This is a genomic window from Clostridioides mangenotii TR (genome assembly GCF_000498755.1).
GTDB lineage: Bacteria > Bacillota > Clostridia > Peptostreptococcales > Peptostreptococcaceae > Metaclostridioides > Metaclostridioides mangenotii_A.
The window spans coordinates 15,134-41,681 of record NZ_AXUS01000024.1; the positions used below are offsets into that span (position 1 = coordinate 15,134).

The window sequence follows — 26,548 nt, forward strand, 5'->3', positions numbered from 1 at the left end:
CTTTTTTAATTATAGGAGAGCATAATGAATAAAAAGAAAGTTTGGGTTGATGCTGGACTTATTGGTATGACTATAGATTTACCTAACGAGGAATTAAGAGAGATAAATAAGGATATGAGGAAGATACCTAAGAGTCCGAAGGTGACTAGAAAAAATAAATAAGGAGGTGGCGTTGTGAATCCAAAACAGAAGGCGTTCGCCAACTATTACATAGAGACTGGCAACGCTTACCAATCGGCTGTTAAGGCTGGATATAGTATTAATTATGCAAAAGGCAATACAGTAAAATTGTTGGAAAATGTGGGTATAAAAAAATACATAGGCGAACAAATGAAAAAGTTAGAAGATGAACAAATAGCCAAAGCAGATGAAGTCCTCAAGCTACTAACACGGATCATTAGAGATGAAGAGATAGAAGAAGTTATTGTTATGAAAAACATAGGAGACTTCATGAATGAGCCAGTTAAAATTGATAAGAAATTAGATGCTAAAGACAGAATTAAGGCTGCTGAACTTATAGGAAAAAGATATAGGCTGTGGACAGATAAAGTAGAAGTTGAGGGAGCTATCCCTATTGTTATTGCAGGTGATGATGAACTTGAAGATTAAGAAAGTATATTTACCTGAACTTATCGGCAAAGGATATAAAGATTACTGGAACTTTAAGGGTCGCTACAGAGTCTGTAAGGGATCTAGGGCATCCAAGAAGTCTAAGACTACAGCTTTATACTATATAACTAAACTCATGAAGCACCCACAATCTAATTTGCTTGTAGTCCGTAAGGTATTTGGAACGTTAAGGGATAGTTGCTACAAAGAATTAAAGTGGGCAATTAATAGATTAGGTGTAGATGCTTACTGGGATAGCACGAGCAGCCCTTTAGAGATAACATATTTACCTACTGGACAAAAGATATATTTTAGAGGGTTTGATGATCCATTAAAGATAACTTCAATAACTGTAGAAGTAGGTTGCTTGTGTTGGTGTTGGCTTGAAGAATGCTATGAAATAATGGACGAAGATGCTTTTAATATGCTAGATGAATCTATAAGGGGGGAAGTACCAGAAGATTTATTTAAACAGTTAACGCTTACTTTTAACCCGTGGAATGAACATCACTGGATAAAGGGGCGTTTTTTTGATGCAGAGAATGATCCAGACATAATGGCTAAGACAACTAATTACCTTTGTAACGAGTTTCTAGACGATGCAGATAAAAAGGTATTCGATAGGATGAAAAAAGATAATCCACGCCGTTATCAAGTCGCTGGGCTTGGTAATTGGGGTATAGTTGATGGTCTTGTTTATGAGAATTGGGAAGAAAGATTATTTGATATAGATAAAATAAGACAGAAGAATGGAATTAAATCAGCTTTTGGTATGGACTTTGGATATACAAATGATCCATCTACGCTATTTTGTGGCTTAGTTGATGAAAATAATAAAGAAATATATGTATTTGATGAAATGTACCAGAAGGGTATGTCTAATCAAAGAATCAGAGATGAAGTCACGAAGATGGGATATGCAAAAGAAAAGATTACTGCAGACTCAGCTTCACCAAAGGATATAGATCATCTTAGAGAGTTAGGACTTAGGAATATCAAAGGTGCTAGAAAAGGTAAAGACAGTATAAATAATGGCATCCAGTACATACAGGATTACAAAATTATAATACATCCTGAGTGTGTAAACTTCATAACAGAGATTAGTACATACACATGGGATAAAGATAAATTCGGCAAGAAGATTAACAAACCAATAGACGACTTTAACCATCTAATGGATGCTATGAGATATGCACTAGAAGACTTCATCAAAGGCGATGTATTTAGTTTTGATTAAAGGTAGGTGATACAGTGTTTAGATTTATTAGAAAGGGGGTTGCGAAGCTGAATAGTGTACTAAACAAACCACAAGAACAGTCACCAAGTAATATAAAGTTCTTGGAATTTGAAATAAATCAATGGAAGCGTTCAAACACTCGTAAGATGCAAATTATCGGAGAAGAATATTACGACGATATGCACGATATCTTAAAGAGGAAAAGAACTGTAATAGGTGAAGGTGGACAATTAACAGAGGTTGACAATTTGCCTAATAACAAGGTCATGGACAATCAATATAGTAAGCTTGTAGATCAAAAGGTTAATTATTTATTTGGCAAGCCATTTACTTATGAGACTAATAGTGAAGGATATACGAAGTTACTAAAGGATGTATTTAACAAGAAGTTTTTAAGGATGTTTAAGAATCTAGCTGAGGACTCCTTAAATGGTGGTTTAGGTTGGCTACATCCTTATTATAATGACAACGGAGAGTTAAGTTTTAAACGGTTTGAAGCTAGAGAGATTCTTCCTTTCTGGAAAGACTCCGAACATACGGAGCTAGACTTTGCAATTAGACTTTATGAAACAGATATATTTGAAGGGAATAGAAAACAAACAGTTGAAAAGGTTGAGGTTTACTCAACAGATGGTGTAGAAAGATATATTTTAAGGAATAACTGCCTAATTTCCGATTATGAAAATCCCCATTCATCACATCTTACTATAGAAGAAAACGGGAAATTGCAAGAGGTTAACTGGGAAAAGGTTCCGCTCATTGCATTTAAATATAATAACAATGAGACACCACTTATCAAGCGAGTTAAATCACTTCAAGATGGAATTAATGTAATGTTATCTGATTTTGAAAACAATATGCAAGAGGATTCTAGAAATACAATTTTAGTACTACAGAATTATGACGGTCAAAATCTAGGTGAGTTTAGAAAAAATCTAGCAACCTATGGAGCTGTTAAGGTTAAGACTGTAGATGGTGCTGTAGGGGACTTAAAAACACTAGAAATTAATGTTAACTCAGAGAACTACAAAGTTATTTTAGATATATTCAAGAAAGCTATTGTAGAGAATGGTCGTGGATATGATGCAAAGAGTGACAGAATGCAGAATAACCCTAATCAAATGAATATACAGAGCATGTACTCGGATATAGACTTAGATGCTAACGGAATGGAAACAGAGTTTCAAGCGAGCTTTGAAGATCTATTATGGTTTATTAATGTTCACCTAGCTAATACTGGTGAATATGATTTTTTCAATGAAGAAGTAAATATCATATTCAATAGAGACATACTTATTAATGAAACTGAGTCAATTGAAAACTGTCAGAAATCAGTTGGCATATTATCTTCTGAAAGTATAACGGCAGAGCATCCATGGGTAAAAGATGTAGCTAAGGAGCTTGAAAGAATAGAAGCTGAAAAGCAAAAGGCTATTGAGGAATATATGGCAGAAGGCTTACCAGATGAATCGCTTGGCGGTGGTGTAGGTGCAGAATAAGAAAGTTAAAGTCAAAAAAAGAAGTAGAGAGTACTGGGCTGACCGATTCACTTATCTCGAAGAAGTCCAGCACAAGAAGTCAAAAGCTCATAAGTACAAAGCTGAACAACAGTACATGAGAGCTATGAAAGATATTGAAAAACAAATATCTAACTGGTACATGAGATTTGCAGTAAATAATGAGATAAGTTATGACGAAGCTAAGTTATTACTTAATACTAAAGAACTCAAAGAACTTCAATGGGATGTAAAAGAATATATCAAGTATGGTAAAGAAAATAAGGTCAATCAAAAGTGGATTAGGGAGCTTGAGAATGCTTCAGCTAAAGCACATATAACAAGACTAGATGCACTTAAATTGCAGATACAGAATCAAATTGAAGTATTGTTTTCAGAGCAGTATTATGATGCTAATACACTGATGAGAGATGCTTATGTAAATAACTATTATCATACTGCTTACGAAATGGCTAAGGGGTTAGGAGTTGCTACACAGATAGCTGCCTTAGACGTTAACAAAGTAAGCAAAGTGTTGAGTAAACCTTGGACAGCAGATGGATTAGACTTTAGTCGTAGAATATGGGGCAAGTACAGAGGGGAATTATTATACTTTCTTGAAAAAGATTTTACTAACAGTATTGTCCAAGGAAAAGACCCTAAGAAGCTTATTAGTGAATTAGCTAGTAAGTTTGATGTACCAAAGAGAAACGCTGGCAACTTGATAATGACTGAATCCGCTTTCTTTTCATCTGTGAGTCGTAGAGATTGTTTCGATGATCTCGGAGTAGAAAAGTACGAAATAATTGCAACTTTAGACTTTAAGACTAGTGAGAAATGCCAAGGAATGGATAAGATGATATTTCCATTATCCGAGTACAAGATTTGGGTAACAGCTCCGCCATTCCATAACTTCTGTAGGACTACCACAGCTCCTTGGATAGAGGACTTAATGACTATGAGAGCAGCAAGAGGGAAAGACGGCAAGACTTATTATGTAGATGGTAATTTGAGTTACAATGATTGGTTTAAATTATGCGTTAAATAGAGGCGCCTATAGGGTGCTATTTTTATGCAACAATTCGTCATTTTGGTATTTTGGACGAAAACTACAAAGACAAATATACGCAGACTGAACTGTGATAACAAATGTTTTTGAAAGGTGGTAAAAAAGAATGACTAAGAAAGAACTTATAGAGCTTGGATTAAGCGAGGAAGATGCTAAGAAGGTCGAAGAAGCTTCTTTAAATGAGCTAAAGAGTTTTATACCTAAGAATAGATTTGACGAGATAAATGCGTCAAAGAAACAGTTAGAAACAGATATAGCTGAAAGGGATAAACAGTTAGAAACATTAAAGAACGCTGGAAATGTAGACGATTTAAAACAACAAATAGAAAATTTACAGCAAGAGAATACAGCTAACAAAGAAAAACATGAGTTTGAGATGACTCAAATAAAGTTAGATAATGCAATTGAGAATAGCTTAATAACATCAAAGGCGAGAAATACAAAGGCTGTTAAGGCTTTATTAAACGTGGACAATATAAAGCTTGATGGTGACAATGTAATCGGCTTGGAAGACCAATTAAAGCAGCTTAGAGAAGATGAAAATAGTAAGTTTATGTTTGATATGGACACAAAACAAGACAAAGCTAACTTTAAGGGATTTAATCCTGCTGAGAGCAGAACAGGAAATCAAGATCCTGATAGACCTTTAACACTAACAGAGGCAATTAAGGCAAGATTAGAAGGAAATAATAACGAATAGAGAGGATGATATTTAATGGCAGTAACATTATTGGAAGCACAAAAAAACGTACAAGATGATTTACAAATGGGAGTTATAGACGAATTTAGAAAATCGAATTTTTTATTTAACAGCCTAACTTTTGATGATTGCGTATCTCCAACAGGCGGAGGGGCTACATTAACATACGGTTACACAAGATTAATAACTCAACCCACAGCAGGTTTTAGAGAGGTAAACAAAGAGTATTCACCATCGGAAGTTAATAAAAAAAGATATACAACTGATTTGAAAGTATTTGGGGGATCATTCCAAATAGATAGAATAATAGCTAATATGGGTGGGATTATAAGCGAAGTAGATTTGCAAATGACTCAAAAGATAAAAGCTGCTTCAGCTCTATTTAATGACACTGTAATAAATGGTGATAGTGCAGTAGATGCAAATGCTTTTGATGGATTAGAAAAAGCATTAGCAGGAAGCTCAACAGAATATAAGCCTGGGGTAATAGATTTATCCACTTCAAGTGCTGTAACAGCTAATTACACAACGTTTTTAGATGAATTAGATGAGTTCTTAATGGGATTAGACGGAGCGCCATCTTTCATAGGTGGAAACACTAAATTAATAGCCAAGATAAGAGCATGCGCAAGAAGAGCAGGAATGTATCAAGTGACTAAAAATGATATAGGGCAACAAATTGAATCATACGGCAATATACCTCTAGTAAATTTTGGAGCTAAATCCGGATCAAATGAGGATGTAGTTAAAACAGATGCAGAAACAGGAGAGACATCTATATATGTAGCTAGACTTGGTCTAGATGGTTTCCACGCTATATCAATGGCAGGACAAGCACCGGTTAACACATGGCTGCCTGATTATAAAACTTCTGGAGCAGTAAAAACAGGTGAGGTCGAAATGGTTGCAGCAGTAGCATTAAAGGCAACAAAGGCAGCCGGTGTAATGAGAAATATTAAAGTTAAATAAGGGGTGATTATATGGCTAAAATACTTGCGCCAAATAAACAATATAGTGGGGTATCTGCGAGTATAGGATTCGTTAACGGTATTGGGGAAACAGAGGATAAAGAATTATTGAAATGGTTTAAAGCTCATGGATATGAGATTGAAGAACCTGAAGAAGAAAAAGTTCAAGAAGCAGAGCAAGATAAAGAACTAGAGAAAGAAAACGAGCCTGAGCCAAATGTTGAGGTTGAGGACAAGCCAAAAGGAAAAAACAAAGGCAAAGATAAAGAGTAGGTGATTATTCATGTCTAGCATAATGGAAGATATAAAAAATAGGCTTAAGTTCCTTGGATATAAATTAATTGATACAGATAGCCTTACAATAAAATTTGCAAAAGATAAAGTAGAAAATAAAATAAAGAATGAATGTAGTATAACTGAAATTCCTGACGGACTATATCAAGTTGAAATTGATAGGATCTGTGGGGAATTTTTATTTGCAAAGAAACAGTCTGGGCAACTTACAGAATATGATTTTGAACTAATAGAAAAGCAGATACAAGACGGCGATACTACTGTTACATATGCAGTAGAAGCAGGACAAACACCTGAACAACGTTTGATAAACTACTTAAAAATCTTATGGATTGTGGCAAAGGAGAATTTGCTAGTTTCAGGAGGTTGAAATGGTAGATATCAGCAAGGCAAGAAAATCTATCGAAAAGATATACTTTGATACTTGTAATATATATGAGTACTTGCCTTACAAAGATCCAGTAACGAAGCAAACTAAGCATAAGTGGGATATAGTTCACGAAAATATACCCTGCAAGTTATCTTTCAAAACTGTTACATCTACTACAATTGATGATGGTGTAGGAAAGATTGGTCAAGCTGCAAAGTTATCTATAAATCCGGATATAGTTATAAAAGCAGGATCTAAAATAGTTGTAACTAGAGATAACAAAGGCTTAGCGTTTAAAAATAGTGGGCAACCAGCTATAAGACATAATCACCAAGAAATAGTTTTAGAGCTATTTGAGAAGTGGAGTTAACTATGGCTAAATGGGGAAGTGCTGATTTTAAACAGTTGAAAAGGGTTAATGATAACTTAAAGAGGTTGCAAAGCCAAGATATTGAAGCGTTTTGTAGAGAATGTTCAAGAGAGCTTACTGCTAGATTGTTAGGCAAGGTTATTAGACGTACACCGGTGGGTCAATATCCTGCTTCTAGTGGTAAAGTAGGTGGAACTTTAAGGCGAGGGTGGACACATGGAACTGGAATGAACGCTAAAGCTTTCGCATATGCCTTGCCAGTAGTTAGAAGGGGCAATATGTATGAGATAACTATAATTAACCCAACTGAATATGCGAGTTATGTTAATTTCGGACACAGAAAACGTGGTGGCAAAGGTTGGGTTGAGGGTAGATTTATGTTAACAATATCTGAGAATGAGATAGAAGCTCAAGCGCCTAAATTATTAGAAAAGAAACTTATTGAATATTTAAGGAAGTGCTTTGAATGATAAATAGATTGATAGATGGTATTTCGATAAGGTTAAATGAATTGTTTGGTGATGATTACAATATATACACTGAAACAGTAGAGCAGGGCTTTAAAGAGCCTTGCTTTTTTATTAAGTCATTAGATCCTAGTAAAACGCAGTATCCTAATAAACAAAGCCTTAGAGAGTATTTATTTGATGTTATGTATTTTCCTGAAAGCAATGATACAAACAGCGAGATAAATAGCGTTACAGAGGATTTATTTGAGGGGCTAGAGGTAATCGAATTACTTAATGGAGACTTAAAACAAGGGATTGGAATGCACGCTGAAACGGTAGATGATAAATTACATTTCATTGTTAACTACAATGTGATTGTAAGAAAGATAGAGCAATACGAGAACATGGAAGCCTTAGAGATATATCAAAATATAAAGGAGTGATAGTGTGGCTAAAAAAGCAGAGCTTGAGAAAAAAGAAACTGCAGTTATTGCAAATTTCACTAAAGAGCAATTGGTTAACGCCAAGAAGTATTCTAACAGGCGAGATATATTAAATGCACTCTTAGAAGCTGATAAGCTTTATTCTTTTGGTGAAACCGACGAACTAATAAACAAATTTGAGAAAAAGAAGGTGATTTAATGAGCTTAGGCGGTGGAACATTTATCAAGCAAGATAAAAAGTTACCAGGATCATATATAAACTTCATAAGTGCAAGTCGTAATCCTTCAATGTTGTCTGACAGAGGGATTGCAGCAATACCGGTGTTTTTAGACTGGGGTGTTGAAGGCGAAGTATTTGAAGTTAAGACAGAGACATTGCAGAAAGAAGCCTTTAATATATTTGGATACAACATGGATCATGAGAGTTTAAAAGGTCTTAGGGATTTATTCAAGAATGTAAAGACAGCTTATTTATATAGGCTAAACAAAGGCGAAAAGGCTAAAAATACAATAGCTACTGCAAAGTATAGCGGTGTTAGAGGTAATGACATAAAGATTGTAATTGCTACTAATGTAGATGACGAAACAAAATTTGATGTAAGAACGTTAGTAGACAATGTGAAAGCAGATGAACAAATAGTTGCCAATACAAGTGAATTAGTAAGCAATAACTTTGTTAATTGGATCACTTCTGCAACATTGGAGTTAACTGCTGGGATGCCTTTAACTGGTGGTACAAGTGGTGACAGTGTTACTGGTACAGGATATCAGGAGTTTTTAGATAAGATTGAGTCTTATTCATTTAATACTTTAGGATGTACTTCAACGGACAAGTCAATTCAGGATCTGTTTATTGTATATACAAAGAGAATGCGAGACGAAATAGGTGCTAAATTCCAAACAGTAGTATACAAACGAAGTGACGCTGACTATGAAGGTGTAATATCTGTTGAGAATAAGGTCACAGGGGATATAGAATCTTCACTTGTTTACTGGGTCACAGGTATATCTGCGGGTTGCCCTATTAACAAGTCTAACACTAATAAAAAATATGATGGTGAGTTTACAGTGGATGTAAATTACACTCAGACTCAATTATCCGACGCCCTGTATGAAGGTAAATTTATGATGCACAACTCAAATGGAGATGTATATACACTTGAAGATATTAATACATTTAAATCCTTTATCAGTGGCAAAGGCGAGGATTTTGGAAGTAATCAGACTATAAGGGTTATAGACCAAATTGCAATAGATATAGCTAGTATATTTAATACTCAGTATTTAGGTAAAATGCCTAATAATGATAGTGGTAGAGTGAGCTTTTGGAATGACATAGTTAAACATCATAAAGAGCTTGAGAAGATGCAAGCAATAGAAAACTTTAAGTCGGACAATGTAACAGTAGCAAAAGGTGACGATAAGAAATCAATTGTTATAAATGATGAAATTACACCTATGAATGCAATGACAAAATTGTATATGAGTGTAGTTATAAACTAATAAAGGAGTGATAAAATGGCGACACTAATGGACGGTAGAGATGCGGTATCAGCTTCGTTGGCGGAGTGCTTTGTTACTATAGAAGGCAATAGATATAACTTTGGTCATATGATAAACTTAGAAGCGGAAGTCGAGAAAATGAAATCAGAAATACCAATACTAGGCAAGACAGGTAAAGACAACAAAACAACAGGATGGAAAGGGACAGGATCAGCAACAATGCACTATAATACTTCCATCTTAAGAACATTGTTGTATAGATATAAAGAGACGGGCGAAGATATATACTTTGATATACAGGTTACAAATGAAGACCCAACAGCAAGAATAGGCAGACAAACTGTAATACTTAAAGATTGCAACCTTGATGGCGGAATACTTGTTAAGTTTGATGCAGACGAAGAGTATCTCGATGAAGATGTAGACTTTACATTTAACGATTGGGAAATGCCGGAGCAATTTAAATCTCCGGAATTAGGATAAAAAAGAATACAAATATATGCAAAGACACCGTAATTTTTAGGGTGCTTTTTTTATGCAATTAAATAATAAAAATAGAATGGAGAATAATAATATGAGTGATTTAACAGCGTTTTTAAAACAGAATATAATTGAGGTAGAAAATATTAAATACGTGGCATCAAAGAGAATATTAGATAAAGAAGAAAAACCCGAAAAATGGGAGTTAAGGGCAATAACAAGCAAAGAGGATGATGATATCATAAAGTCATGCACTAAACGAGTTCCAGTACCTGGTAAAAAAGGACAGTTTATGGCAGAGACAGATCAAACAAAATATGTAGCTGAGATGTGTGCAAAAAGTATAATTTACCCAAATCTTAATGATAAGGTAGTTCAAGATTCTTTTGGGGTGATGTGTGCAACAGACTTGTTAAAAGAAATGCTAACTCCAGGAGAATATACAGAGCTATCTAAAAAGATAACAGAGCTAAATGGATATGATATGTCATTCGAAGAAAAAGTTGAAGAAGCAAAAAACTAATCAATGGAGGCGATTTTGATTCTAATTATGCTCATTATTGCCTTCATAAACTTAAAAAATTTCCGCATGAACTTATGAGTTTAGATGTATTCGAAAAAGCATTTGTAGTTGCTTCTATACAAATCAAAACTGAAAGTGAAGAAAAGGAAAATAAGAAAATCAAAGCTAGAAGAAGTAAAAAACGATAATTCGACAATATTTTTCCCTCAGTTATTGTATAATATTGGTATTAGAATATTATTATGGAGGGTTTATTATTATGAAAATGAATAAAGGGAATATAATTTTTATTATTATTCTAATATTTTGTGCTTTTGGATTACTGGGCAGTATTGAAAATGGGAAAGTTGATCCTGAAGTTATGACAGGAACTATACTATTAATCACAATTAGTGGAATTGTGATTATGAATAGCAAAAGAAGGGCTAGAATTAAAAATCAGAGCAAAGAACCTTGTTGTGTATGTGGAAATACTCCAAGTAAATTTTCTATAAGTGATGGAAGAATATGCAAAGAGTGTTTCAATGAATATAAAGATATGCCAGACTTTGTACTAAGAATTAGAAAAATCACAAAAAATGAACTGTTAAGCTACAAAGAAAATTTAGATAAGTCGATAGTTTTAAATGATAATTTTAAGGTAACAAAGAGAATTGGTAATTATGTAGAATTTGATCAAATAAGAAAACAATTTAGATTGATTCCAGCAATTAGTTCTAGGAATAAAATTCAAAAAGTTTATAATTGCGATGACATAATAGAATACGAACTATTGGAAGATGGAATCACAGTTACTTCAGGAGGTCTAGGAAGGGCAGCTGTTGGAGGAGTTCTCTTAGGAGGGGTAGGAGCCATCGTTGGAGGAGTTACAGGCAAGAAGAAATCTAGATCAGAGATTGAGAATTTTAAAATAAAATTAACTTTAAATGATTTTCAAAATCCAACCGTATATATTGAATTATTAAATAAGAAAAAGATAAAAACCAATTCAAGTAAATATAAAGAAATGTATGAGAAAGCACAGGAAATATTGTCTACTTTGGCTGTATTGCAAAACAACAAAGGTGAAGACAAGGAGGAATCGTCCTTGGAAATAAATAAACATTCTACTACTGATCAAATAAGAGAATATAAGGCTTTATTTGATGATGGCATTATAACTGAAGATGAATTTATTACCAAGAAAAAAGAATTATTAGAAATTTAATACAAAGTATTTTAAAGCACTTACAGCATTGTAGGTGCTTTTATTATGCAATTTTTTAAGAAAGGAGGTAGGATATGGCTACAATTCAAACAGCGCTTAGACTAAATGATATGATGACTCCTGCTATTAGAGGTATTACTAATTCAATGAATATATTGATTAGCTCACTTGAAGAAATGCAAAGAACATCAAACAATGCAATAAATTTAAATAATTTACATTCTGCTAGAACTGAATTAAATAACGCCGAAGTTCAAATAAGACAAGTTGAACAAGAGATAACTAGAGCGAATAATAGCCAAAATAATTTTAATAATTCAGTTAGAAATGGTAGCAGTGCATTTGATGGTATCTTAGGTAAAGCAAAGCAACTATTTGGTATATATGCAATGATAAGAGGTGTCGGAAGTATCATGAATCTTTCAGATACAATGACCAATACCAACGCTAGATTAAGTATGATAAATGATGGATTGCAAACTAACGACCAGTTAAATAAAATGATTTTTCAAAGTGCAGAAAGATCTCGAAGCTCTTACGCTGGTACTGCAAAAATAGTATCTCGTATTGGTATGAATGCTAAAGATGCTTTCGGAAGTACTAGAGAAATGGTTGTCTTTGCTGAACAGCTAAATAAAAAGTTTATGATTGCTGGTGCCTCGACTGAAGAAATGAATTCTGCATTACTACAACTTACTCAAGGGCTTGGATCTGGCGTATTGCGTGGAGAAGAATTAAATGCAGTATTTGAATCAGCGCCAAATGTAATTCAAAGTATAGCTGATTATATGGATGTTCCAATAGGTAAAATTCGTGCTATGGCTAGTGAGGGCATGTTATCCGCCGACATTGTTAAAAATGCACTTCTAGCATCGGCAAAAGAAACTGACGCACAGTTTGCTAAGATGCCTTATACATTTGCTCAATTATTTACATCAGTAAAAAATCACTCATTTATGATCTTCGGAGAAATTCATAAGAAGATACAAAAGACCTTTACTAGCGATCATTTAAAAATATTTGCTCAAGATTTTGTAGATGCTATGTATGTGATAGGAAATTCCGTATATAATGTCGCAAGTAGTTTTCTAAGTATTTTTGATAGTGCTGGTTTTCAGCAGTTTGCAACTACAATGTTAACGGCATTTACTATTATTGCACAAGCAATAGGTTTTGTACTAATAGTCGCATTTAAAGTAGTTGATGTATTTATGGAAAATTGGAGCATGATATCTCCAATAATATTTGGCTTAGCTACAGCATTTGCAGTTCTAAATATACAAATGTTTATAAATTGGATCCAATCTTTGGGGATTATTGCTTTAAATTTGTGGAATGTTTTTACAAATACAACCATCGTTACGTGGCTATATGTAGTTGCAACAGAAGCATTGACAGGCTCATTTGCACAATTAAATGCAACAATGATGGCTAATCCAATTGGTTTTATAATTGTAGCTATTATTGTATTAATAACAATTATATACACTGCAGTAGCAGCTGTGAATCACTTTGCAGGAACAAGTATAAGTGCGACAGGCATTGTGGCAGGTGCATTCTTTGCAATGGGGGCATTTATTGCTAATATCTTTATAGCTGTTCTAAATACAATAATCGGTGTTGTTGGTGCGATGTGGAATGCTATGGCATCTGTTGCTGAGTTTTTTGGGAATGTATTTAACGATCCTATTGGCTCTATTATTCGACTTTTTGTAAATATGGGGAATGTGGTTCTAGATATTATTAAATCAATTGCTAGTGCCTTTGACACATTAACTGGCAGCAATCTTGCTGGGGGTATAAGCAATTTTCAAAACAAACTTCAAAATTTCGCTGATGATAAGTTAGGTGAGCAAACATTTAAAGTAGAACGATTTGATGCTGCTAAATATAAAATTCCTAGATTTGAATATGGAAAGGCATTTAACGCTGGAAATAAATTCGGAACTAAATTAGAGAATAGCGTAAAGGGTATGTTTGATATTAATAAAATGGGTGCAGATGCTAGAGACAAACTTGGATTAGGCGATTTATTCGACCCGAAATACAATCCGATGAATGGTTTAGGCACTGGCACTGATCTTAACAACCCACTTAACGCTGGGAATAAACCTCAAAGAGACACTGCAGCCAACACAGCAAAGATGGCTAAATCTATGACAGCTAGTGAGGAAGATTTAAAATATCTTAGAGATGTTGCAGAGCAAGAGGCAATAACAAAAATGACTTCTGTTGAACTTAAAATTGAAATGACTAACCATAATAGTATTAATTCCGAGCTTGATTTAGACGGTATAGTAGATCATCTAGGAACAGTAGTCGAGGAACGTATGGCAGTTGCAGCAGAAGGGTTACATTTATAGGAGGGAAATTAATATGGCATACGATTTTTATTTAGATGGAGTATTGATGCCTATTGCTCCCTCTAAACTTACAATGTCAATAAAGAATAAAAACAAGACCGTTGATTTAATAAATGGAAGTGAGATAAATATACTTAAAGACGCAGGACTTACAGAAATTGACGTAGATTTTAATATACCTATACGAAAGTATCCATTCGCAAAATATCCTAATGGAGTATTTGTAGAAGCTAAGTATTATTTAGATTTATTCGAAAGATTAAAGAACAGTAAGAAGCCTTTTCAGTTTGTAGTATCAAGAGTAAATACATCGACTGGTAAGGCTTATTTTTATACAGATTATAAAGTATCTTTAGAAGATTACCCGATTATTGAAGATGCAAATGACGGCGATGACATTACAGTTACAGTTAAAATGAAGCACTACAGAGAATATGGAACTAAGGTATATAAACCAACAGCGAATAATAATAATAACGAAGTTGAAGTAAACAAACCACGACCAGATGGAGAGAATAAGCCAAAGGGTAAAACGTATACAGTTAAGGGTGGAGATAGCCTGTATGATATTTGTAAAAAACAACTAGGTAATGGAAGTTTATATCCGAAAATATACGAACTAAACAAAGCGTTGATGGACGCTAAAAATAAAAAAGAAAAAGAGAGTAAGAAGTATACAATTTATGCAGGGCAGGTGTTAAGACTTGAGTAATATATTAACCGATACAATCAATTCTGCAAATAAATTAAATGAAGCACTCGAAAATAAAATTAACCCTAAATTCCGTATCTTTATAGCAAAGTTTGAAAATTACTATGAGCCTATAACAGTTGATACTATAACTTGGGAAATGGAGAGAAAGGGATCACCTTCCAAATTAACGTTCACAGTTGTTAAAGATAAAGAACTCGACTTTTGTGAAGGTAACTCAGTTAGATTGTTTTTGGGTGATAAATTGATTTGGTATGGTCGTATATTCCAAAAGAAAAGAGACAAAGAGCAACATATTAAAGTAACTGCCTATGATATGCTTAGATATTTTAAAAGCAAAGATACTATTGTGTATGAAAATAAAACTGCTTCTGAGCTAATAAAGATGATAGCGAACGACCTTGAAAGAAATTGCGGTACTATAGTAGATACAAAGTATAAAATACCATCAAGAATAGAAGATAACAAAACATATTTAGATATGATATACAATGCACTCGATGAAACACTTAAAAACAAAAAGGAAATGTTTGTCTTGTATGATGATGTAGGACAAATAACATTAAAAAGTATAAATAACATGAAGCTGGATCTACTATTAGATAATGAGACAGCTGAGGATTTCGATTACAACAGCTCTATAGATAGCCAAACATATAACAAAATAAAGTTAACTAGAGATAATGAGGAAACAGGGAAAAGAGATGTTTATATAGTTAAAGACAGCGGACATATTGGAAGCTGGGGAGTATTGCAATATTATGAATCTGTAGGCGAAGCAGTTAATGCAAAAGAGAAAGCAGAGACATTGCTAAAACTATTTAACCAGAAAACAAAGACACTAACTATTAAGGATGCATTGGGGGATATTAGAGTTCGTGCTGGGTGCTTAATACCAATACATATGGATCTAGGAGATTTAACACTTAAAAATTATATGATGATAGATAATGTTAAACATACAATTCAAGGTGGAAGACATACAATGGATATGCAGCTAGTTGGTGGAGAGTTCGTTAGTGGTTTGGTAGCAACTGGCAGTGGAGCAGATGCAGAGAAAAGAAGTAATAAGAATCAAGATAATAATAGTGCTGGTGTTGGTGAAAAAGCACTAAATGGCACAAAAGTACAAGCTCAATTTACCGCATATCATCCAGGAGATGGCGGTATTGAAGGCGGCGATACCGATATGTACGGTAGAAAATTAAAACCAGGCGAGATAAAAATTGCTATACCAAAGCAGCTTTGGAAAGACCTTGGATTTACTAAGGCAACTATAAAAGATGTTAAGTGCCAGATTGGGGATACAGGCACTGACAGAGACGGTATGATTTACACTATAGTCGATACAGGATCAGCACTTGTAAAGAAAAACGGAAGATATATTTGCGATATAGTAGCCCCTAATAGAAAATGGATGAACAATTGGGGCAGACGTAATGGAACGTTATTAATAAGTAATGGAACTGGATTTACAACTAATACAGGGAGTTCTTCAGGCTTAACAGAAAAACAAAATAAACTACTTGCTGAAATTAATAAACACTTAGGTAAACCGTATAGATGGGGTGCAACAGGCTCCAAAACTTTCGATTGTTCAGGACTTATGCAATATGTATATAAGCAAGCACTTAATAAAAACATTCCGAGAGTGTCAAAAGATCAAGCACAAGCAGGTAGAGAAGTTGCTAGAAAAGATATGCAGGTAGGAGATATTATAGCTTTTTCAAGTAATGGTAAGCAAAGCGGAGTACATCACGTTGGAATGTATATAGGGGACAATATATTTATACACGCTCCACAAACTGGAGACGTTGTTAAAAAAACTCCTTTGTCTAACTCGTATTACAATAAACAGTTTTTTAAAGCACGAAGATTTATATAGGCGGTGATAGCATGGCGGCAGATAAGCTAGTACAAGCATTAAAAAAAGCAGCAATAGAAGCAGTTAATGAAGCGCAGCCAATGGGTTGCGTTTTTGGTTTAGTAACAAAAAAATCACCTTTAAATATTCAAATTGATTCAAAACTAAACCTTACATCTACATTTTTAATGTTAACTGAAACATCTAAGAAAATAGATTATAAAATTAGCGATAAAGTTTTACTTATTAAAATGCAAGGTGGGCAGAAATATATAGTTATAGATAGGATGTGATAACTTGGCAGATAACGGATATATAGAAGACCCATTTGAGGAAATACCGGACTTTACATTCAAAAAATACTCTACTAAAACATACAAATTAAATCTAGAAAACAATAAGATACAAGGTAAAACTGATGATCTAGAAGCTTTAAAGTTGACTATATATAAGATTCTTAATACTGAGAGATATGAGAATGCAATTTATAGTTGGAACTATGGAATAGAGTTTAGAGACATTATAGGTATGCCTATTTCCTTAGCTATTCCTACAATAGAACGCAGAATTTCAGAAGCATTAATGCAAGATGATAGGATAGAAAAAGTTGATAGCTTTGAGTTTGAAAGAAAAAAAGGAATTATACATGTTAAGTTTGTAGTTCATACAAAATACGGAAGTTTAGATATAGACAAGGAGGTGGCGACATAAATGTTTGAAGAAAAAACATTTGAAAGTATTTTAGATAGTATGCTTTCTAATGTACCTCAAGATATAGACAAAAGAGAGGGTAGTATAATCTATGATGCTTTAGCCCCTGCAGCTATGGAATTAGCGAATGCTTATGTAGAGCTAAATTTAATTCTAGACGAGACATTTGCAGATACTGCAAGCAGATTTTCATTAATTAAAAGATGTAAAGAAAGAGGTATAGAGCCGCTTCCTGCTACTTATGCAATTGGTAAAGGTGTATTTGATATGGATGTACCCTTGAGATGGCGTTTCTCTTTAGATGATCTTAATTTCTTTGTTACTGAAAAGATAGAAGATAATACATATAAATTACAATGCGAACAATCTGGTGATATTGGAAATGTATCAGGCGAATTAATCCCAATCGATTACTTAGACGGATTACAAACTGCAGAATTAACAGAAATACTTTTACATGGAGAAGACGAAGAAGAAACCGAAGCGCTAAGAGGGAGATACTTCAATAGTTTAAATTCTCAAGCCTTTGGTGGAAATGTATCAGATTACAAGGAGCGTGTAAGAGCAATTCAAGATGTTGGAGGGGTTAAAGTATTTCCAGTGTGGAATGGTGGCGGAACTGTAAAAATAGTATTTACAAACAGATTCTCGGAAGTTCCAGAAAGTTCATTAGTAGAATATGTACAAAACGAACTTGATCCAATTGGACAACAAGGAGCAGGCAAAGGGATAGCCCCTATAGGTCATATCGTGACTGTAGAGGGAGCTATCGAAGATAGTATAAACGTAGAGACTAAACTAACATACCAATCTGATTGGAGCTGGGAAGATGTCAAACCTGCAGTTACAGAAGTGCTCAAAGATTATTTGTCAGAACTAAACCAAGGCTGGGAAGATTTGAACAGTATCGTTGTTCGTATATCACAAATAGAGACTAGAGTATTGAATATTGAAGGATTAATTGATATTGAGGGAACTAAAATAAATGGGTTAGAGAAGAATTATATAGTTTCAGATAATAGTATTGTTGCTTTCGGTACGGTAGGTGAGATAGTTGAATAGAGAAGTAAATATAAATAGATATATTCCGCCGGATAGGAAGGAATTTAGAGAGTTAAATGAGATCGCTAAGGTTGAAAATATTAAACTTAAAGAGTTTTGGAATAGAATAGAAGACGGATTTAACGATCAGTTTTTACAAGATATGACTGTTGATGGTGTGAAAAGATGGGAAAGTATGCTTAATATAACTCCGAAAGGTACTGAAACACTTGAAGATAGGAAGTTTAGAATAAGCAATAGATTATTTGATGATTTGCCATACACAATGAGGACATTACAATCTAGATTAAACGCTTTATGCGGTAAAAATGGTTATAAGATAGATCTTAAAAATAATGAATATAAAATTACTATAAAAGTAGAACTTACAGCAAAGCATCAAGTTGAAGAAATTCGAAAGGTATTATCTAAAATGATACCTGCAAACATGATGCAGTATGTTGAGCTAATCTATAATACCCATGAAATGCTTAGCAAGTATACACATGAAGAACTAAGTAAATTTACGCACTATCAACTAAGAGAGGAAGTGATGAAGTAGTGAAGTTTACAGATAAAATTAAATTACAGAAACCAGAAAATGGAGAATTTTATAGCGTAGAAGTATTTAATATTAATTCAGATTTAATTGATAAAGCGTTTGAGAATTTCGAAACAGATCCTGCTGATGTGCTTGAGAAGTTAAAGACTGTAGATGGTTCAGGAAGCGGACTAGATGCAGATTTACTAGACGGTAAAGACTCTACAGCATTTGCAACTGTAGAGCATACGCATGAAATGAAAGATATTAATAATTTAAAACTTACAGCAGAGAATACTACTATTAAAGATACAGAGAACAATTTTGCAAGTCCGAATGTAGAGGGAGCATTGCAAGAGTTAGCGACAGAAGTTAACGGACAGAGATTAAGGGCTATAAACGCTCTTAACAGTATAGAATCTAAGCTGTAGGGGGTGATTAAATGAGTTTAGAAACAAATGCAAGTCTTAAGCAAGTAGTAGACAAAGCTGAACAAATAGATGCAGATTTGCAGAATAAAAAACAGTTAATCGCTACCGCTGTTACTGGCAAGGATGTACCGACAAATGGTAGCGATTCGTTCCAGAAGATGGCGGATAATATAGATAGTATTAAGACTAAGCTGCCTATTTTACCTGGATATAGAGGCGTTGCAGAGAATGAACAGGGCGATATTTTTAATGTTACTAATTTTGCTAAACGCAGAGTTTATGATGATTTACCTTTTTCAAAAAAAACACTAGACGGTTATATAAATTCATCACAATTTGAAAAATACGACTCTGATACTATATTATCGCTTGAAAATCAATACATTTTTAGATATGTTGGAGATCAAAGAACACAATTATATAATCTTACAAATGTATATAAATTTTTTGTTATTAATGATTTTATATATATAAATTCTAGTTATGCACTTATTAAAATTAGTATTGGTGGTATTAAAATATTGGAAAAACAAATAAGTATAAGTGGCAATAGTGTTCAAGATGTTACTTTTGATTATTTAAATAATTATTTTTTAGTTATATATAAAGATGGAACTATTCGAAAATATTCAATAGATTTTGAATTAATTACTGAAGTTAAAACTACAATAAATAATACGCGTACTATAGCAGTTGATAGAGTTGGGAATATATTTATATATCACACTCTATCAAGCAATTTTTATCTTGTTAAATTAACAAAGGATTTAAATGTTGTAAGCAATATATTGATAGTTAATGTAGTTCTTTATGGTTCTTTCCAAACTATGTCTATTCATTCAGAAGGCGATAACGATTATATCTATATGATAGTAACTGATGGAAGTTTCAGAAAATACGATACTAATATGAATAAAGTTTGGTCACTTATATACACGGCTGAATGGGGTTATAGATCATATTATTTTAAAGATGGATATTTATATATTTGTTCTTATGGATCAAATGAGTTTTCACCACTTTTATATATATATGATTTAGATAAAAACTTAATAAATTTTATGCCACTTTATCCAACAGTAGGGCGCTCAGCATCTGTTTTCGTTAAAGATGATGGTAAAATTATAGTTTCAGCAACAACTGCTTCAGCAGGAAAAAGTATGGAAATAACAGAAAATTATACAGTTATTGATCCGGGATATGCAATGTTAGAAAAAAGAATTTAAGGAGGAATTAATATGATTTATATAGAAATAAATTCACAAAATGAAGTTACAACAACACATCTTTATCCTTTTGATAAAAAATACGGATATGGTAAAAGTAAAGAAGAACTTGAAAAAACAGGAATATTTGTAGAATCAATTCCGGAAGCTGAAAGAATTGAGGGTAAAGATTCTATATTAAAATATGATCCAAATACAAAAACATTATATTATGATTATATTGAAAATACGGAAGCTGTAAATAAAGAAAAAATAGACTTTCTAGAAAAACAAGTTGCAGATCTAACATTCATGATAATGCAACTACAAGGAGGTACTAACTAATGAATTGGTATTTTAATATAAATTACTTCTATAACAATAAGTTATGGACGATATCACAAGTCAAATTAGCAGTAGATTTAAATAAGATAACAGAAACAGAATATAAGGAAATAACTAGCGAGGACTATACAAAGTAGTCTTTTTTTATTGCATAAAAGTAATTAAAGTGAATATAATAATATTGTTCATGGTTATTTGAATTTTCCTTTATGGCTAATTTATAGAAAAACACCTTGATATAATCGAAATGAATATATCTCATTAAATTGATACACCTCAGGAAAGAGGTGTTTTTTCTTTGAAATTATTTATTAAATTGGAACTAAAAATGGTTTGAATTAATATATTGTATTAGCACTAAGTAAATAATCACCTCTTAATTATATAGTGCTAACTAGATTATTATATTTATTGAATTTAAAGAGCATCTACAATTATTGTAGGTGCTTTTTTATTACAAATTTAGGGATAGAATTATTTCAAATGGAGGTACTTATGGAAGATTTCGTTGCACAATTTATCAATGTGGGTGCAATTGGTGTTATAGCATATGTATTATTTAAAAATACGTTAGAAGAAAAGAAACAGGATCGAGATTTATACAGAAAAAGTGTAAATACATTTACGGAGACTTCAAAACAATACGCTGATAGTATTCAGAACTTAAGTTTACGTATGGAGAATGTAGAAGAAGGAAACGAGAGGATCGAAAATAAACTTGATAAAGTTTTAAATAAATAGAAGGGGTGATTTTATGGATATTATGAGTTTTATACCAGAACAGTTAATGATAATAGTAGTAACACTAAACGTACTAGGATTTGCATGTAAGAGTATTCCTAAATTTGACGATAGATATATACCTATTACTTTATTGGCAATAGGTATTATATTTAGTATTTTCTTAGTTGGATTCAATGTTACATCTATAATGCAAGGTATATTATGTTGGGGTGTAGCTATAGGCGTAAACCAAACATACAAGCAGTTTAAACAATAGATAAGGGGTGATAACGTATGATTAAATTTAACAGCTTAGCAATACACGGTGGACATGGCTTAGATGGTAAACCTGGTTCTGGTGCTGTAGGTGTTGTATATAATGGATCTAACACGGTAATTACGAAGGAAAGTACACAAGATAGATTAGTAGTTAAATATATAAAGGAATACGCAAAACCATATGCAAATAAAATATATGATTGTACTGTAGACAATGGAACAAGCCAAAATGATATATTAAATAAATTAGTGGCCAAGCATAATGAAGTAAATGCAGATATTAATTTAAGTATACATTTTAATTGCGGCGCAAAGGATGAAAGAGGTAACGGACGCACAACAGGCGTGGAAGTGCTAGTTTATAATCCTAATACTACTAACCCAGAAGCGGATAGAATATGCAAGAGCATAGAAAAATTAGGATTTAAAAATAGAGGTTTGAAAAACGGAAGCGGTAAGGCAGTAATAAAGAATACTAAAAAGAAAATGTTACTTGTTGAATGTTGCTTCCTTGATGATCTGGACGACATAAAATTGTATGATGCAAAGTCTATGGCCAAAGCAATTGTAGAAGGACTATTTGATGTTAAGATAGGCGAAGATGTTGCAACTCCACCAGCTTCACAGACATACGACAATGCAATAATCTATAGTGGAGATAGAGACAAAGCAGTTGCTATTATAATGAAGGAGTTCTTACCAAATTCTACTATAGTAGAAATAGCAGACTATAAAGGTCATACCACAGAAAACGTATATACTATAGGCGGTGGAGCTAGTAACAACATAGGTAAGTTTGGGGGACATGTTACTAAGTTTGTAGGTAATAATTTTAAAGAAACATATAGAAAAGTGGTTGAATGGTTGGAGAATAGAAAATTGATGTAGATAAGTAAAGGGTAGCTTAATTGCTACCCTTATTTTTTATTTTTATATAGTAATATTGAATCTGAACTTAAAATAATCTAAGATTTCTTTAATATTAGAAAAATCTTTCTTTTCAATTGTACTTTCCTCATATTCTGTATATAACCTATATACGTTATCTTCATATCTAAAGCATATAGTTGAATTTGGAAAACTTTTTTATTTGAATCAATTGTTCTTAACAAATAAAAATAATCATCAACGCTAGCGTCATATGAAAAAATAACATTTATATTGTTTTTACTTGCGTGTATATCGAAATGATCAACCGCAGAAATGTGATACCCATTCTCGCTTAGATATTTGTGAAAGTCTTCAAATATTTTGAGACTTGGTTCTAAATAAAACTCCTCTTTTGCTAAGTCATACGCCAATCCTTTTAACATAATATCCCTCTTTTCTTTAGTTATTTCTTTAAATTATACATAATTTGGACTGCAATTTATGTCACATTTTGTAATATTTCTATAGTTATTTTATTTGACTAGAATAATCTAGCATGGAACATACTATTAAATGAGGTGATAGTATAGTATGGATATATTCGATGAAAAGGGAATTAAACCGATGTTGATAGCAGAAATGCAAGAAGCGTTTGACTCTTCTGATTATATATTTGAATTAAAATTAGATGGAATTAGATGTATAGCATATCTAGATAAAGATAGTACAGATTTAAGAAACAAAAGAGATTTTAAGTTGATACCAAGGTTTCCAGAACTAGACCAGCTACATAGATATGTTAATGAAAAGTGCATACTTGATGGTGAATTAATAGCCATGAATAACGGAGTACCAGACTTTTACGAGTTACAAAGAAGAACTTTATTAAGCGACCCTTTCAAAATGCAACTATCTGCAAGGAAGTATCCAGTATCTTTTATAGCGTACGATATCATATATTATAAGGACAAGTTAGTTACAGACTTACCTTTAATTGAACGAAAGAAGTTATTAGAGAAGACAGTAAATGAAATGGATAGATTTGCGATATCTAGATATATAGAAGAAAAAGGGAAAGCCTTATATCAAGTAGCTGAACAACAGAAACTAGAAGGGATAGTCGCTAAAGAAAAGAACAGTAAATATTGGTTTGATAAGAAGAGTAGAGACTGGATTAAGATAAAATACATGAAGGATGAAGATTTTGTCGTGTGTGGTTATATATTAAAAGAGAACAATATGACTAGTTTAATAATAGCCCAATATAATGAAGCAAACGAGTTGATATATAAAGGACATGTAACTTTAGGTGTTAGCCTTAGAAAACTCAATCAGTATAAATATAAAAAAGCTAGTAATCCACCTATTAAGTATGTACCTAGTGGTTCAGGAAATGAGGATGCTGTATGGATAGAGCCTACCTTAGTTGCTACTGTGGAATACATGCCGAACGATCGAGGTTCGCTAAGGCAACCTGTTTTGAAAGGTATTAGAGAAGATAAATTGCCAAATGAGTGTAAAGAGCTAGAGTAAACACTAGCTCTTTTTTAATACATAAATTACCTGTATTATTTCACTCATTTAATGAATATAATAGAACATAAGTTCAGAACAACAGTTCTGTTATATGAGGTGATTTTATGGAAAGAGTTATACTACATTCAGATATGAACAACTTTTACGCTAGTGTGGAATGCTTGTATAATCCATCATTACGAGATAAACCTCTAGCAGTTAGTCCACAGGGAGATAGTAAATATGGTATTATACTAGCGAAAAACTACAAAGCTAAAAAATATAAGGTTCAAACTGGGGATCCAATTTGGCAAGCCAAGCAAAAATGTCCTAATTTAGTGATTGTCCCAGCAAACTATCATCAGTATCTTAGATTTTCAAGATTGGCAATAGATGTATATAAAGACTATACAGACAAAATTGAGAGTTTCGGACTAGATGAATGTTGGCTTGATGTTACAGAGAGTACAAAACTATTCGGCGACGGAGAGACTATAGCCAATCAAATTAGAGGTAGAGTAAAGAAGGAACTAGGGATTACTGCATCTGTAGGAGTTAGCTTTAATAAGATATTTGCGAAATTGGGTAGTGATATGAAAAAGCCAGATGCTACTACAGTTATATTAAAGGAAAACTTTAAAGATAAAGTATGGAACTTGCCTGTTGAGGATTTGCTTAACGTTGGGCGAGCTACTAAAAAGAAATTCTTAAAATACAACATAAACACTATAGGAGATTTGGCAAATACAAAGCCAGAGTTTTTAAAGAAGACATTAGGTAAAAGAGGTGTAGAACTTTGGAGTTTTGCAAATGGATATGATAATTCTCCAGTAAGCTTTTACAACTCTAGTACAGACATAAAGAGTATAGGTAACTCTATAACACTAAAAAGGAATCTAACAACAGATGAAGAAGTGAAAATTGTACTATATAAACTAACAGAGAGTGTAACAGAGAGGCTTAGAAAGCATGGATTTGTATGTAGTACAGTACAAATAACGATAAGAGACGAGACATTATCGTCATATGAGAGACAAGGACAACTTATTGTCCCTTGTCACACAACAAACGAGCTATTTAATAAGGCTTTTGAGCTGTTCAAAATACATCATCAACCTTTTATACCTGTGAGAAAGTTAGGAGTAAGAGCGTGTAATTTATCTACATCTAACTATGTACAATTGAGCTTTGGAGATAATTTTAAAGAAATAGAGAAGCACGAAAAGATAGATAATACTATAGATAAGCTTAGATATAGATTTGGCCATTATGCAGTACAAAGGGGGATCTCATTGGTTGACACAGAATTATCGCATATAAATCCCACGGAAGATCATGTAATACATCCTACAGCATATAGATAATATAATTGTAAATATTTTCCTATATTATTGATATAAATGAAAGTATATTTTACATTGGAGGGCTTATTATAGCTTTATTTTACTAGTATAAGAGTATAGTATGGATATATTTGATGAAAAGGAATTAAACCTATGTTAAGGTGTGGTTGAAGGTTGTTTTAGAGATAAAAATAAAGCCAAATGACGGAATATCTTTTGGCTTTTTAGAAACGGAATATGGAGCAACTTAATCATTCAAGCTTGCAGTAATAAAATTATATAAACTTGCATGCCTTATTTTGTCAGATATAATGATATAAATTAAGTCTCTATAACTAAGATTAGGCATTCCGAACATAATGAGTCTGTATTTCTGGATGCCCTCTAACGCTCTGATATATTCCGCCATAATTTCAATTTTAAAGTCTTCAGGTTGAGCAAATTCTCTTTCCACTATATTTACAACATTTCCTGTAAGTTCATAATATATATTTTTTAAGATTCTATTATGATTAATCCTATCTTGATGTATAGTTTCAAGGATATTCCTTATTCGATCACTCTGTCCTGGAGTAAATTCAGACTCTGGAATATTGTCAATTAACCATTGGTAATATCTATTAATTATCTCCTCGGATTCTACGGAGTTTCCTATTGTGTATATTGCATTTTCTAATTGAACAGGACTTGGGTAATTGTCTTCATTCATAATGGACCTCCTATATGTTTTACTATAGATATATGTTCTAATTAACATTTATGATACATAAATGAACTTAGTTGATATCACATTACATTATTGATCATACAACTTATTGGAAGGTGATAGTATGGATATATTCGATGAAAAAGGATTAAACCAATGTTAAGTGGGAGATTAAAGTGAT

General features: G+C 32.9%; 35 protein-coding genes. 33 read left to right on the forward strand and 2 right to left on the reverse strand.

What is annotated here, in order from left to right; genetic code table 11:
* Window positions 1-24: 24 nt before the first annotated feature.
* The 31 genes from T473_RS18565 (at window position 25) to T473_RS0112240 (ending at window position 22,821) form a co-directional block, all read left to right on the forward strand.
* Complete coding sequence (locus tag T473_RS18565; protein ID WP_161627562.1) at window positions 25-162, forward strand: hypothetical protein; 138 nt, start codon at window positions 25-27, stop codon at window positions 160-162.
* Window positions 163-174: 12 nt separating this feature from the next.
* Window positions 175-609 (forward strand): terminase small subunit, encoded by a 435-nt coding sequence (locus tag T473_RS0112095; RefSeq protein WP_024622133.1) that lies wholly within the window; start codon window positions 175-177, stop codon window positions 607-609.
* Window positions 593-1,846 carry a PBSX family phage terminase large subunit gene (locus T473_RS0112100; protein ID WP_029791754.1) on the forward strand — a complete coding sequence of 418 codons (1,254 nt, stop codon included), beginning with the start codon at window positions 593-595 and terminating at the stop codon, window positions 1,844-1,846. Before T473_RS0112095 ends, T473_RS0112100 begins: the two co-directional genes overlap by 17 nt.
* Window positions 1,847-1,860: 14 nt before the next feature.
* Window positions 1,861-3,345: a phage portal protein gene (locus T473_RS0112105; protein ID WP_024622135.1), complete on the forward strand. Its 1,485-nt coding sequence runs from the start codon at window positions 1,861-1,863 to the stop codon at window positions 3,343-3,345.
* A complete protein-coding gene (locus T473_RS0112110; protein WP_029791756.1) occupies window positions 3,335-4,390 on the forward strand; it encodes a minor capsid protein in 1,056 nt (351 codons plus the stop codon). Before T473_RS0112105 ends, T473_RS0112110 begins: the two co-directional genes overlap by 11 nt.
* Window positions 4,391-4,517: 127 nt before the next feature.
* Complete coding sequence (locus tag T473_RS0112115) at window positions 4,518-5,111, forward strand: phage scaffolding protein (protein WP_024622136.1); 594 nt, start codon at window positions 4,518-4,520, stop codon at window positions 5,109-5,111.
* A 15-nt stretch (window positions 5,112-5,126) separates the two neighbouring features.
* Entirely contained in the window at window positions 5,127-6,080 is a 954-nt protein-coding gene (locus T473_RS0112120) for a major capsid protein (protein ID WP_024622137.1), read from the forward strand.
* 11 nt (window positions 6,081-6,091) lie between these two features.
* Complete coding sequence (locus T473_RS0112125) at window positions 6,092-6,352, forward strand: hypothetical protein (protein WP_024622138.1); 261 nt, start codon at window positions 6,092-6,094, stop codon at window positions 6,350-6,352.
* 10 nt (window positions 6,353-6,362) lie between these two features.
* On the forward strand, window positions 6,363-6,743 hold the full coding sequence (locus T473_RS17355) for a hypothetical protein (protein ID WP_024622139.1): 381 nt from the start codon (window positions 6,363-6,365) through the stop codon (window positions 6,741-6,743).
* A 1-nt stretch (window position 6,744) separates the two neighbouring features.
* The gene (locus T473_RS0112135; RefSeq protein WP_029791758.1) at window positions 6,745-7,113 is read left to right on the forward strand and encodes a hypothetical protein; all 369 of its coding nucleotides are present in this window, start codon (window positions 6,745-6,747) and stop codon (window positions 7,111-7,113) included.
* A gap of 2 nt (window positions 7,114-7,115) precedes the next feature.
* Window positions 7,116-7,583 carry an HK97 gp10 family phage protein gene (locus tag T473_RS0112140; RefSeq protein WP_024622141.1) on the forward strand — a complete coding sequence of 156 codons (468 nt, stop codon included), beginning with the start codon at window positions 7,116-7,118 and terminating at the stop codon, window positions 7,581-7,583.
* Window positions 7,580-8,005, forward strand: coding sequence for a phage tail terminator family protein (locus tag T473_RS0112145; RefSeq protein WP_024622142.1), 426 nt, complete (start codon window positions 7,580-7,582; stop codon window positions 8,003-8,005). Before T473_RS0112140 ends, T473_RS0112145 begins: the two co-directional genes overlap by 4 nt.
* 4 nt (window positions 8,006-8,009) lie before the next feature.
* A complete protein-coding gene (locus T473_RS18780; RefSeq protein ID WP_024622143.1) occupies window positions 8,010-8,204 on the forward strand; it encodes a hypothetical protein in 195 nt (64 codons plus the stop codon).
* Window positions 8,204-9,508 (forward strand): phage tail sheath family protein, encoded by a 1,305-nt coding sequence (locus tag T473_RS0112155; RefSeq protein WP_024622144.1) that lies wholly within the window; start codon window positions 8,204-8,206, stop codon window positions 9,506-9,508. The genes T473_RS18780 and T473_RS0112155 overlap by 1 nt, the downstream gene beginning before the upstream one ends.
* Window positions 9,509-9,523: 15 nt before the next feature.
* Complete coding sequence (locus tag T473_RS0112160; protein WP_024622145.1) at window positions 9,524-9,991, forward strand: phage tail tube protein; 468 nt, start codon at window positions 9,524-9,526, stop codon at window positions 9,989-9,991.
* A gap of 91 nt (window positions 9,992-10,082) precedes the next feature.
* Window positions 10,083-10,511 carry a phage tail assembly chaperone gene (locus tag T473_RS0112165; protein WP_024622146.1) on the forward strand — a complete coding sequence of 143 codons (429 nt, stop codon included), beginning with the start codon at window positions 10,083-10,085 and terminating at the stop codon, window positions 10,509-10,511.
* A 259-nt stretch (window positions 10,512-10,770) separates the two neighbouring features.
* On the forward strand, window positions 10,771-11,718 hold the full coding sequence (locus T473_RS0112170; protein ID WP_024622147.1) for an SHOCT domain-containing protein: 948 nt from the start codon (window positions 10,771-10,773) through the stop codon (window positions 11,716-11,718).
* 74 nt (window positions 11,719-11,792) lie between these two features.
* Window positions 11,793-14,081 carry a tape measure protein gene (locus T473_RS0112175; protein ID WP_024622148.1) on the forward strand — a complete coding sequence of 763 codons (2,289 nt, stop codon included), beginning with the start codon at window positions 11,793-11,795 and terminating at the stop codon, window positions 14,079-14,081.
* 13 nt (window positions 14,082-14,094) lie between these two features.
* Window positions 14,095-14,793 (forward strand): LysM peptidoglycan-binding domain-containing protein, encoded by a 699-nt coding sequence (locus T473_RS0112180; protein ID WP_024622149.1) that lies wholly within the window; start codon window positions 14,095-14,097, stop codon window positions 14,791-14,793.
* Complete coding sequence (locus tag T473_RS17840; protein WP_024622150.1) at window positions 14,786-16,678, forward strand: XkdQ/YqbQ family protein; 1,893 nt, start codon at window positions 14,786-14,788, stop codon at window positions 16,676-16,678. Before T473_RS0112180 ends, T473_RS17840 begins: the two co-directional genes overlap by 8 nt.
* Window positions 16,679-16,689: 11 nt before the next feature.
* Window positions 16,690-16,950 carry a DUF2577 domain-containing protein gene (locus tag T473_RS0112190; RefSeq protein ID WP_024622151.1) on the forward strand — a complete coding sequence of 87 codons (261 nt, stop codon included), beginning with the start codon at window positions 16,690-16,692 and terminating at the stop codon, window positions 16,948-16,950.
* Between the two features lie 4 nt (window positions 16,951-16,954).
* Window positions 16,955-17,368 (forward strand): DUF2634 domain-containing protein, encoded by a 414-nt coding sequence (locus tag T473_RS0112195; RefSeq protein WP_242825934.1) that lies wholly within the window; start codon window positions 16,955-16,957, stop codon window positions 17,366-17,368.
* A complete protein-coding gene (locus T473_RS0112200) occupies window positions 17,369-18,430 on the forward strand; it encodes a baseplate J/gp47 family protein (protein WP_024622153.1) in 1,062 nt (353 codons plus the stop codon). It begins immediately after the preceding gene.
* Window positions 18,423-18,971 carry a putative phage tail protein gene (locus T473_RS0112205; protein ID WP_024622154.1) on the forward strand — a complete coding sequence of 183 codons (549 nt, stop codon included), beginning with the start codon at window positions 18,423-18,425 and terminating at the stop codon, window positions 18,969-18,971. Before T473_RS0112200 ends, T473_RS0112205 begins: the two co-directional genes overlap by 8 nt.
* Window positions 18,971-19,381 (forward strand): hypothetical protein, encoded by a 411-nt coding sequence (locus tag T473_RS18785; protein ID WP_024622155.1) that lies wholly within the window; start codon window positions 18,971-18,973, stop codon window positions 19,379-19,381. The genes T473_RS0112205 and T473_RS18785 overlap by 1 nt, the downstream gene beginning before the upstream one ends.
* A gap of 11 nt (window positions 19,382-19,392) precedes the next feature.
* Window positions 19,393-20,607 (forward strand): hypothetical protein, encoded by a 1,215-nt coding sequence (locus T473_RS0112215; RefSeq protein WP_024622156.1) that lies wholly within the window; start codon window positions 19,393-19,395, stop codon window positions 20,605-20,607.
* 12 nt (window positions 20,608-20,619) lie between these two features.
* Window positions 20,620-20,931, forward strand: a complete 312-nt coding sequence (locus T473_RS0112220; RefSeq protein ID WP_024622157.1) for a hypothetical protein — start codon at window positions 20,620-20,622, stop codon at window positions 20,929-20,931.
* The gene (locus T473_RS16815; RefSeq protein WP_038300595.1) at window positions 20,931-21,068 is read left to right on the forward strand and encodes an XkdX family protein; all 138 of its coding nucleotides are present in this window, start codon (window positions 20,931-20,933) and stop codon (window positions 21,066-21,068) included. The genes T473_RS0112220 and T473_RS16815 overlap by 1 nt, the downstream gene beginning before the upstream one ends.
* Before the next feature lie 358 nt (window positions 21,069-21,426).
* On the forward strand, window positions 21,427-21,672 hold the full coding sequence (locus T473_RS0112230) for a hypothetical protein (RefSeq protein ID WP_024622158.1): 246 nt from the start codon (window positions 21,427-21,429) through the stop codon (window positions 21,670-21,672).
* A gap of 13 nt (window positions 21,673-21,685) precedes the next feature.
* A complete protein-coding gene (locus T473_RS0112235; protein ID WP_024622159.1) occupies window positions 21,686-21,931 on the forward strand; it encodes a phage holin family protein in 246 nt (81 codons plus the stop codon).
* 17 nt (window positions 21,932-21,948) lie between these two features.
* Complete coding sequence (locus tag T473_RS0112240; protein WP_024622160.1) at window positions 21,949-22,821, forward strand: N-acetylmuramoyl-L-alanine amidase; 873 nt, start codon at window positions 21,949-21,951, stop codon at window positions 22,819-22,821.
* A 77-nt stretch (window positions 22,822-22,898) separates the two neighbouring features.
* On the opposite strand, the gene T473_RS0112245 is transcribed toward T473_RS0112240, so the two are convergent.
* Window positions 22,899-23,246 carry a hypothetical protein gene (locus tag T473_RS0112245; RefSeq protein ID WP_024622161.1) on the reverse strand — a complete coding sequence of 116 codons (348 nt, stop codon included), beginning with the start codon at window positions 23,244-23,246 and terminating at the stop codon, window positions 22,899-22,901.
* Between the two features lie 148 nt (window positions 23,247-23,394).
* Between T473_RS0112245 and T473_RS0112250 the strand changes: the two genes are divergently transcribed.
* Both T473_RS0112250 and dinB read left to right on the forward strand, forming a co-directional pair.
* Entirely contained in the window at window positions 23,395-24,336 is a 942-nt protein-coding gene (locus tag T473_RS0112250) for an ATP-dependent DNA ligase (protein ID WP_024622162.1), read from the forward strand.
* A gap of 107 nt (window positions 24,337-24,443) precedes the next feature.
* Window positions 24,444-25,682 (forward strand): DNA polymerase IV, encoded by a 1,239-nt coding sequence (gene dinB, locus T473_RS0112255; protein ID WP_024622163.1) that lies wholly within the window; start codon window positions 24,444-24,446, stop codon window positions 25,680-25,682.
* 226 nt (window positions 25,683-25,908) lie between these two features.
* On the opposite strand, the gene T473_RS0112265 is transcribed toward dinB, so the two are convergent.
* Window positions 25,909-26,370, reverse strand: a complete 462-nt coding sequence (locus T473_RS0112265; protein ID WP_024622164.1) for a hypothetical protein — start codon at window positions 26,368-26,370, stop codon at window positions 25,909-25,911.
* Window positions 26,371-26,548: the final 178 nt, after the last annotated feature.

Bases quoted from the DNA above. Each gene is read 5' to 3' on its own strand.
- T473_RS0112240 (WP_024622160.1), top strand. From the start codon at position 21,949: ATGATTAAATTTAACAGCTTAGCAATACACGGTGGACATGGCTTAGAT.
- T473_RS0112175 (WP_024622148.1), top strand. From the start codon at position 11,793: ATGGCTACAATTCAAACAGCGCTTAGACTAAATGATATGATGACTCCT.
- T473_RS18565 (WP_161627562.1), top strand. From the start codon at position 25: ATGAATAAAAAGAAAGTTTGGGTTGATGCTGGACTTATTGGTATGACT.
- T473_RS0112250 (WP_024622162.1), top strand. From the start codon at position 23,395: ATGGATATATTCGATGAAAAGGGAATTAAACCGATGTTGATAGCAGAA.
- T473_RS0112245 (WP_024622161.1), bottom strand. From the start codon at position 23,246: ATGTTAAAAGGATTGGCGTATGACTTAGCAAAAGAGGAGTTTTATTTA.
- T473_RS0112220 (WP_024622157.1), top strand. From the start codon at position 20,620: ATGATTTATATAGAAATAAATTCACAAAATGAAGTTACAACAACACAT.
- T473_RS0112160 (WP_024622145.1), top strand. From the start codon at position 9,524: ATGGCGACACTAATGGACGGTAGAGATGCGGTATCAGCTTCGTTGGCG.
- T473_RS0112145 (WP_024622142.1), top strand. From the start codon at position 7,580: ATGATAAATAGATTGATAGATGGTATTTCGATAAGGTTAAATGAATTG.
- T473_RS0112265 (WP_024622164.1), bottom strand. From the start codon at position 26,370: ATGAATGAAGACAATTACCCAAGTCCTGTTCAATTAGAAAATGCAATA.
- T473_RS0112125 (WP_024622138.1), top strand. From the start codon at position 6,092: ATGGCTAAAATACTTGCGCCAAATAAACAATATAGTGGGGTATCTGCG.
- T473_RS0112140 (WP_024622141.1), top strand. From the start codon at position 7,116: ATGGCTAAATGGGGAAGTGCTGATTTTAAACAGTTGAAAAGGGTTAAT.
- T473_RS0112200 (WP_024622153.1), top strand. From the start codon at position 17,369: ATGTTTGAAGAAAAAACATTTGAAAGTATTTTAGATAGTATGCTTTCT.
- T473_RS0112230 (WP_024622158.1), top strand. From the start codon at position 21,427: ATGGAAGATTTCGTTGCACAATTTATCAATGTGGGTGCAATTGGTGTT.
- T473_RS0112100 (WP_029791754.1), top strand. From the start codon at position 593: ATGAACTTGAAGATTAAGAAAGTATATTTACCTGAACTTATCGGCAAA.
- T473_RS0112135 (WP_029791758.1), top strand. From the start codon at position 6,745: ATGGTAGATATCAGCAAGGCAAGAAAATCTATCGAAAAGATATACTTT.
- T473_RS0112235 (WP_024622159.1), top strand. From the start codon at position 21,686: ATGGATATTATGAGTTTTATACCAGAACAGTTAATGATAATAGTAGTA.
- T473_RS0112180 (WP_024622149.1), top strand. From the start codon at position 14,095: ATGGCATACGATTTTTATTTAGATGGAGTATTGATGCCTATTGCTCCC.
- T473_RS0112215 (WP_024622156.1), top strand. From the start codon at position 19,393: ATGAGTTTAGAAACAAATGCAAGTCTTAAGCAAGTAGTAGACAAAGCT.
- T473_RS0112165 (WP_024622146.1), top strand. From the start codon at position 10,083: ATGAGTGATTTAACAGCGTTTTTAAAACAGAATATAATTGAGGTAGAA.
- T473_RS0112190 (WP_024622151.1), top strand. From the start codon at position 16,690: ATGGCGGCAGATAAGCTAGTACAAGCATTAAAAAAAGCAGCAATAGAA.
- dinB (WP_024622163.1), top strand. From the start codon at position 24,444: ATGGAAAGAGTTATACTACATTCAGATATGAACAACTTTTACGCTAGT.
- T473_RS17355 (WP_024622139.1), top strand. From the start codon at position 6,363: ATGTCTAGCATAATGGAAGATATAAAAAATAGGCTTAAGTTCCTTGGA.
- T473_RS0112115 (WP_024622136.1), top strand. From the start codon at position 4,518: ATGACTAAGAAAGAACTTATAGAGCTTGGATTAAGCGAGGAAGATGCT.
- T473_RS0112120 (WP_024622137.1), top strand. From the start codon at position 5,127: ATGGCAGTAACATTATTGGAAGCACAAAAAAACGTACAAGATGATTTA.
- T473_RS0112155 (WP_024622144.1), top strand. From the start codon at position 8,204: ATGAGCTTAGGCGGTGGAACATTTATCAAGCAAGATAAAAAGTTACCA.
- T473_RS16815 (WP_038300595.1), top strand. From the start codon at position 20,931: ATGAATTGGTATTTTAATATAAATTACTTCTATAACAATAAGTTATGG.
- T473_RS0112170 (WP_024622147.1), top strand. From the start codon at position 10,771: ATGAAAATGAATAAAGGGAATATAATTTTTATTATTATTCTAATATTT.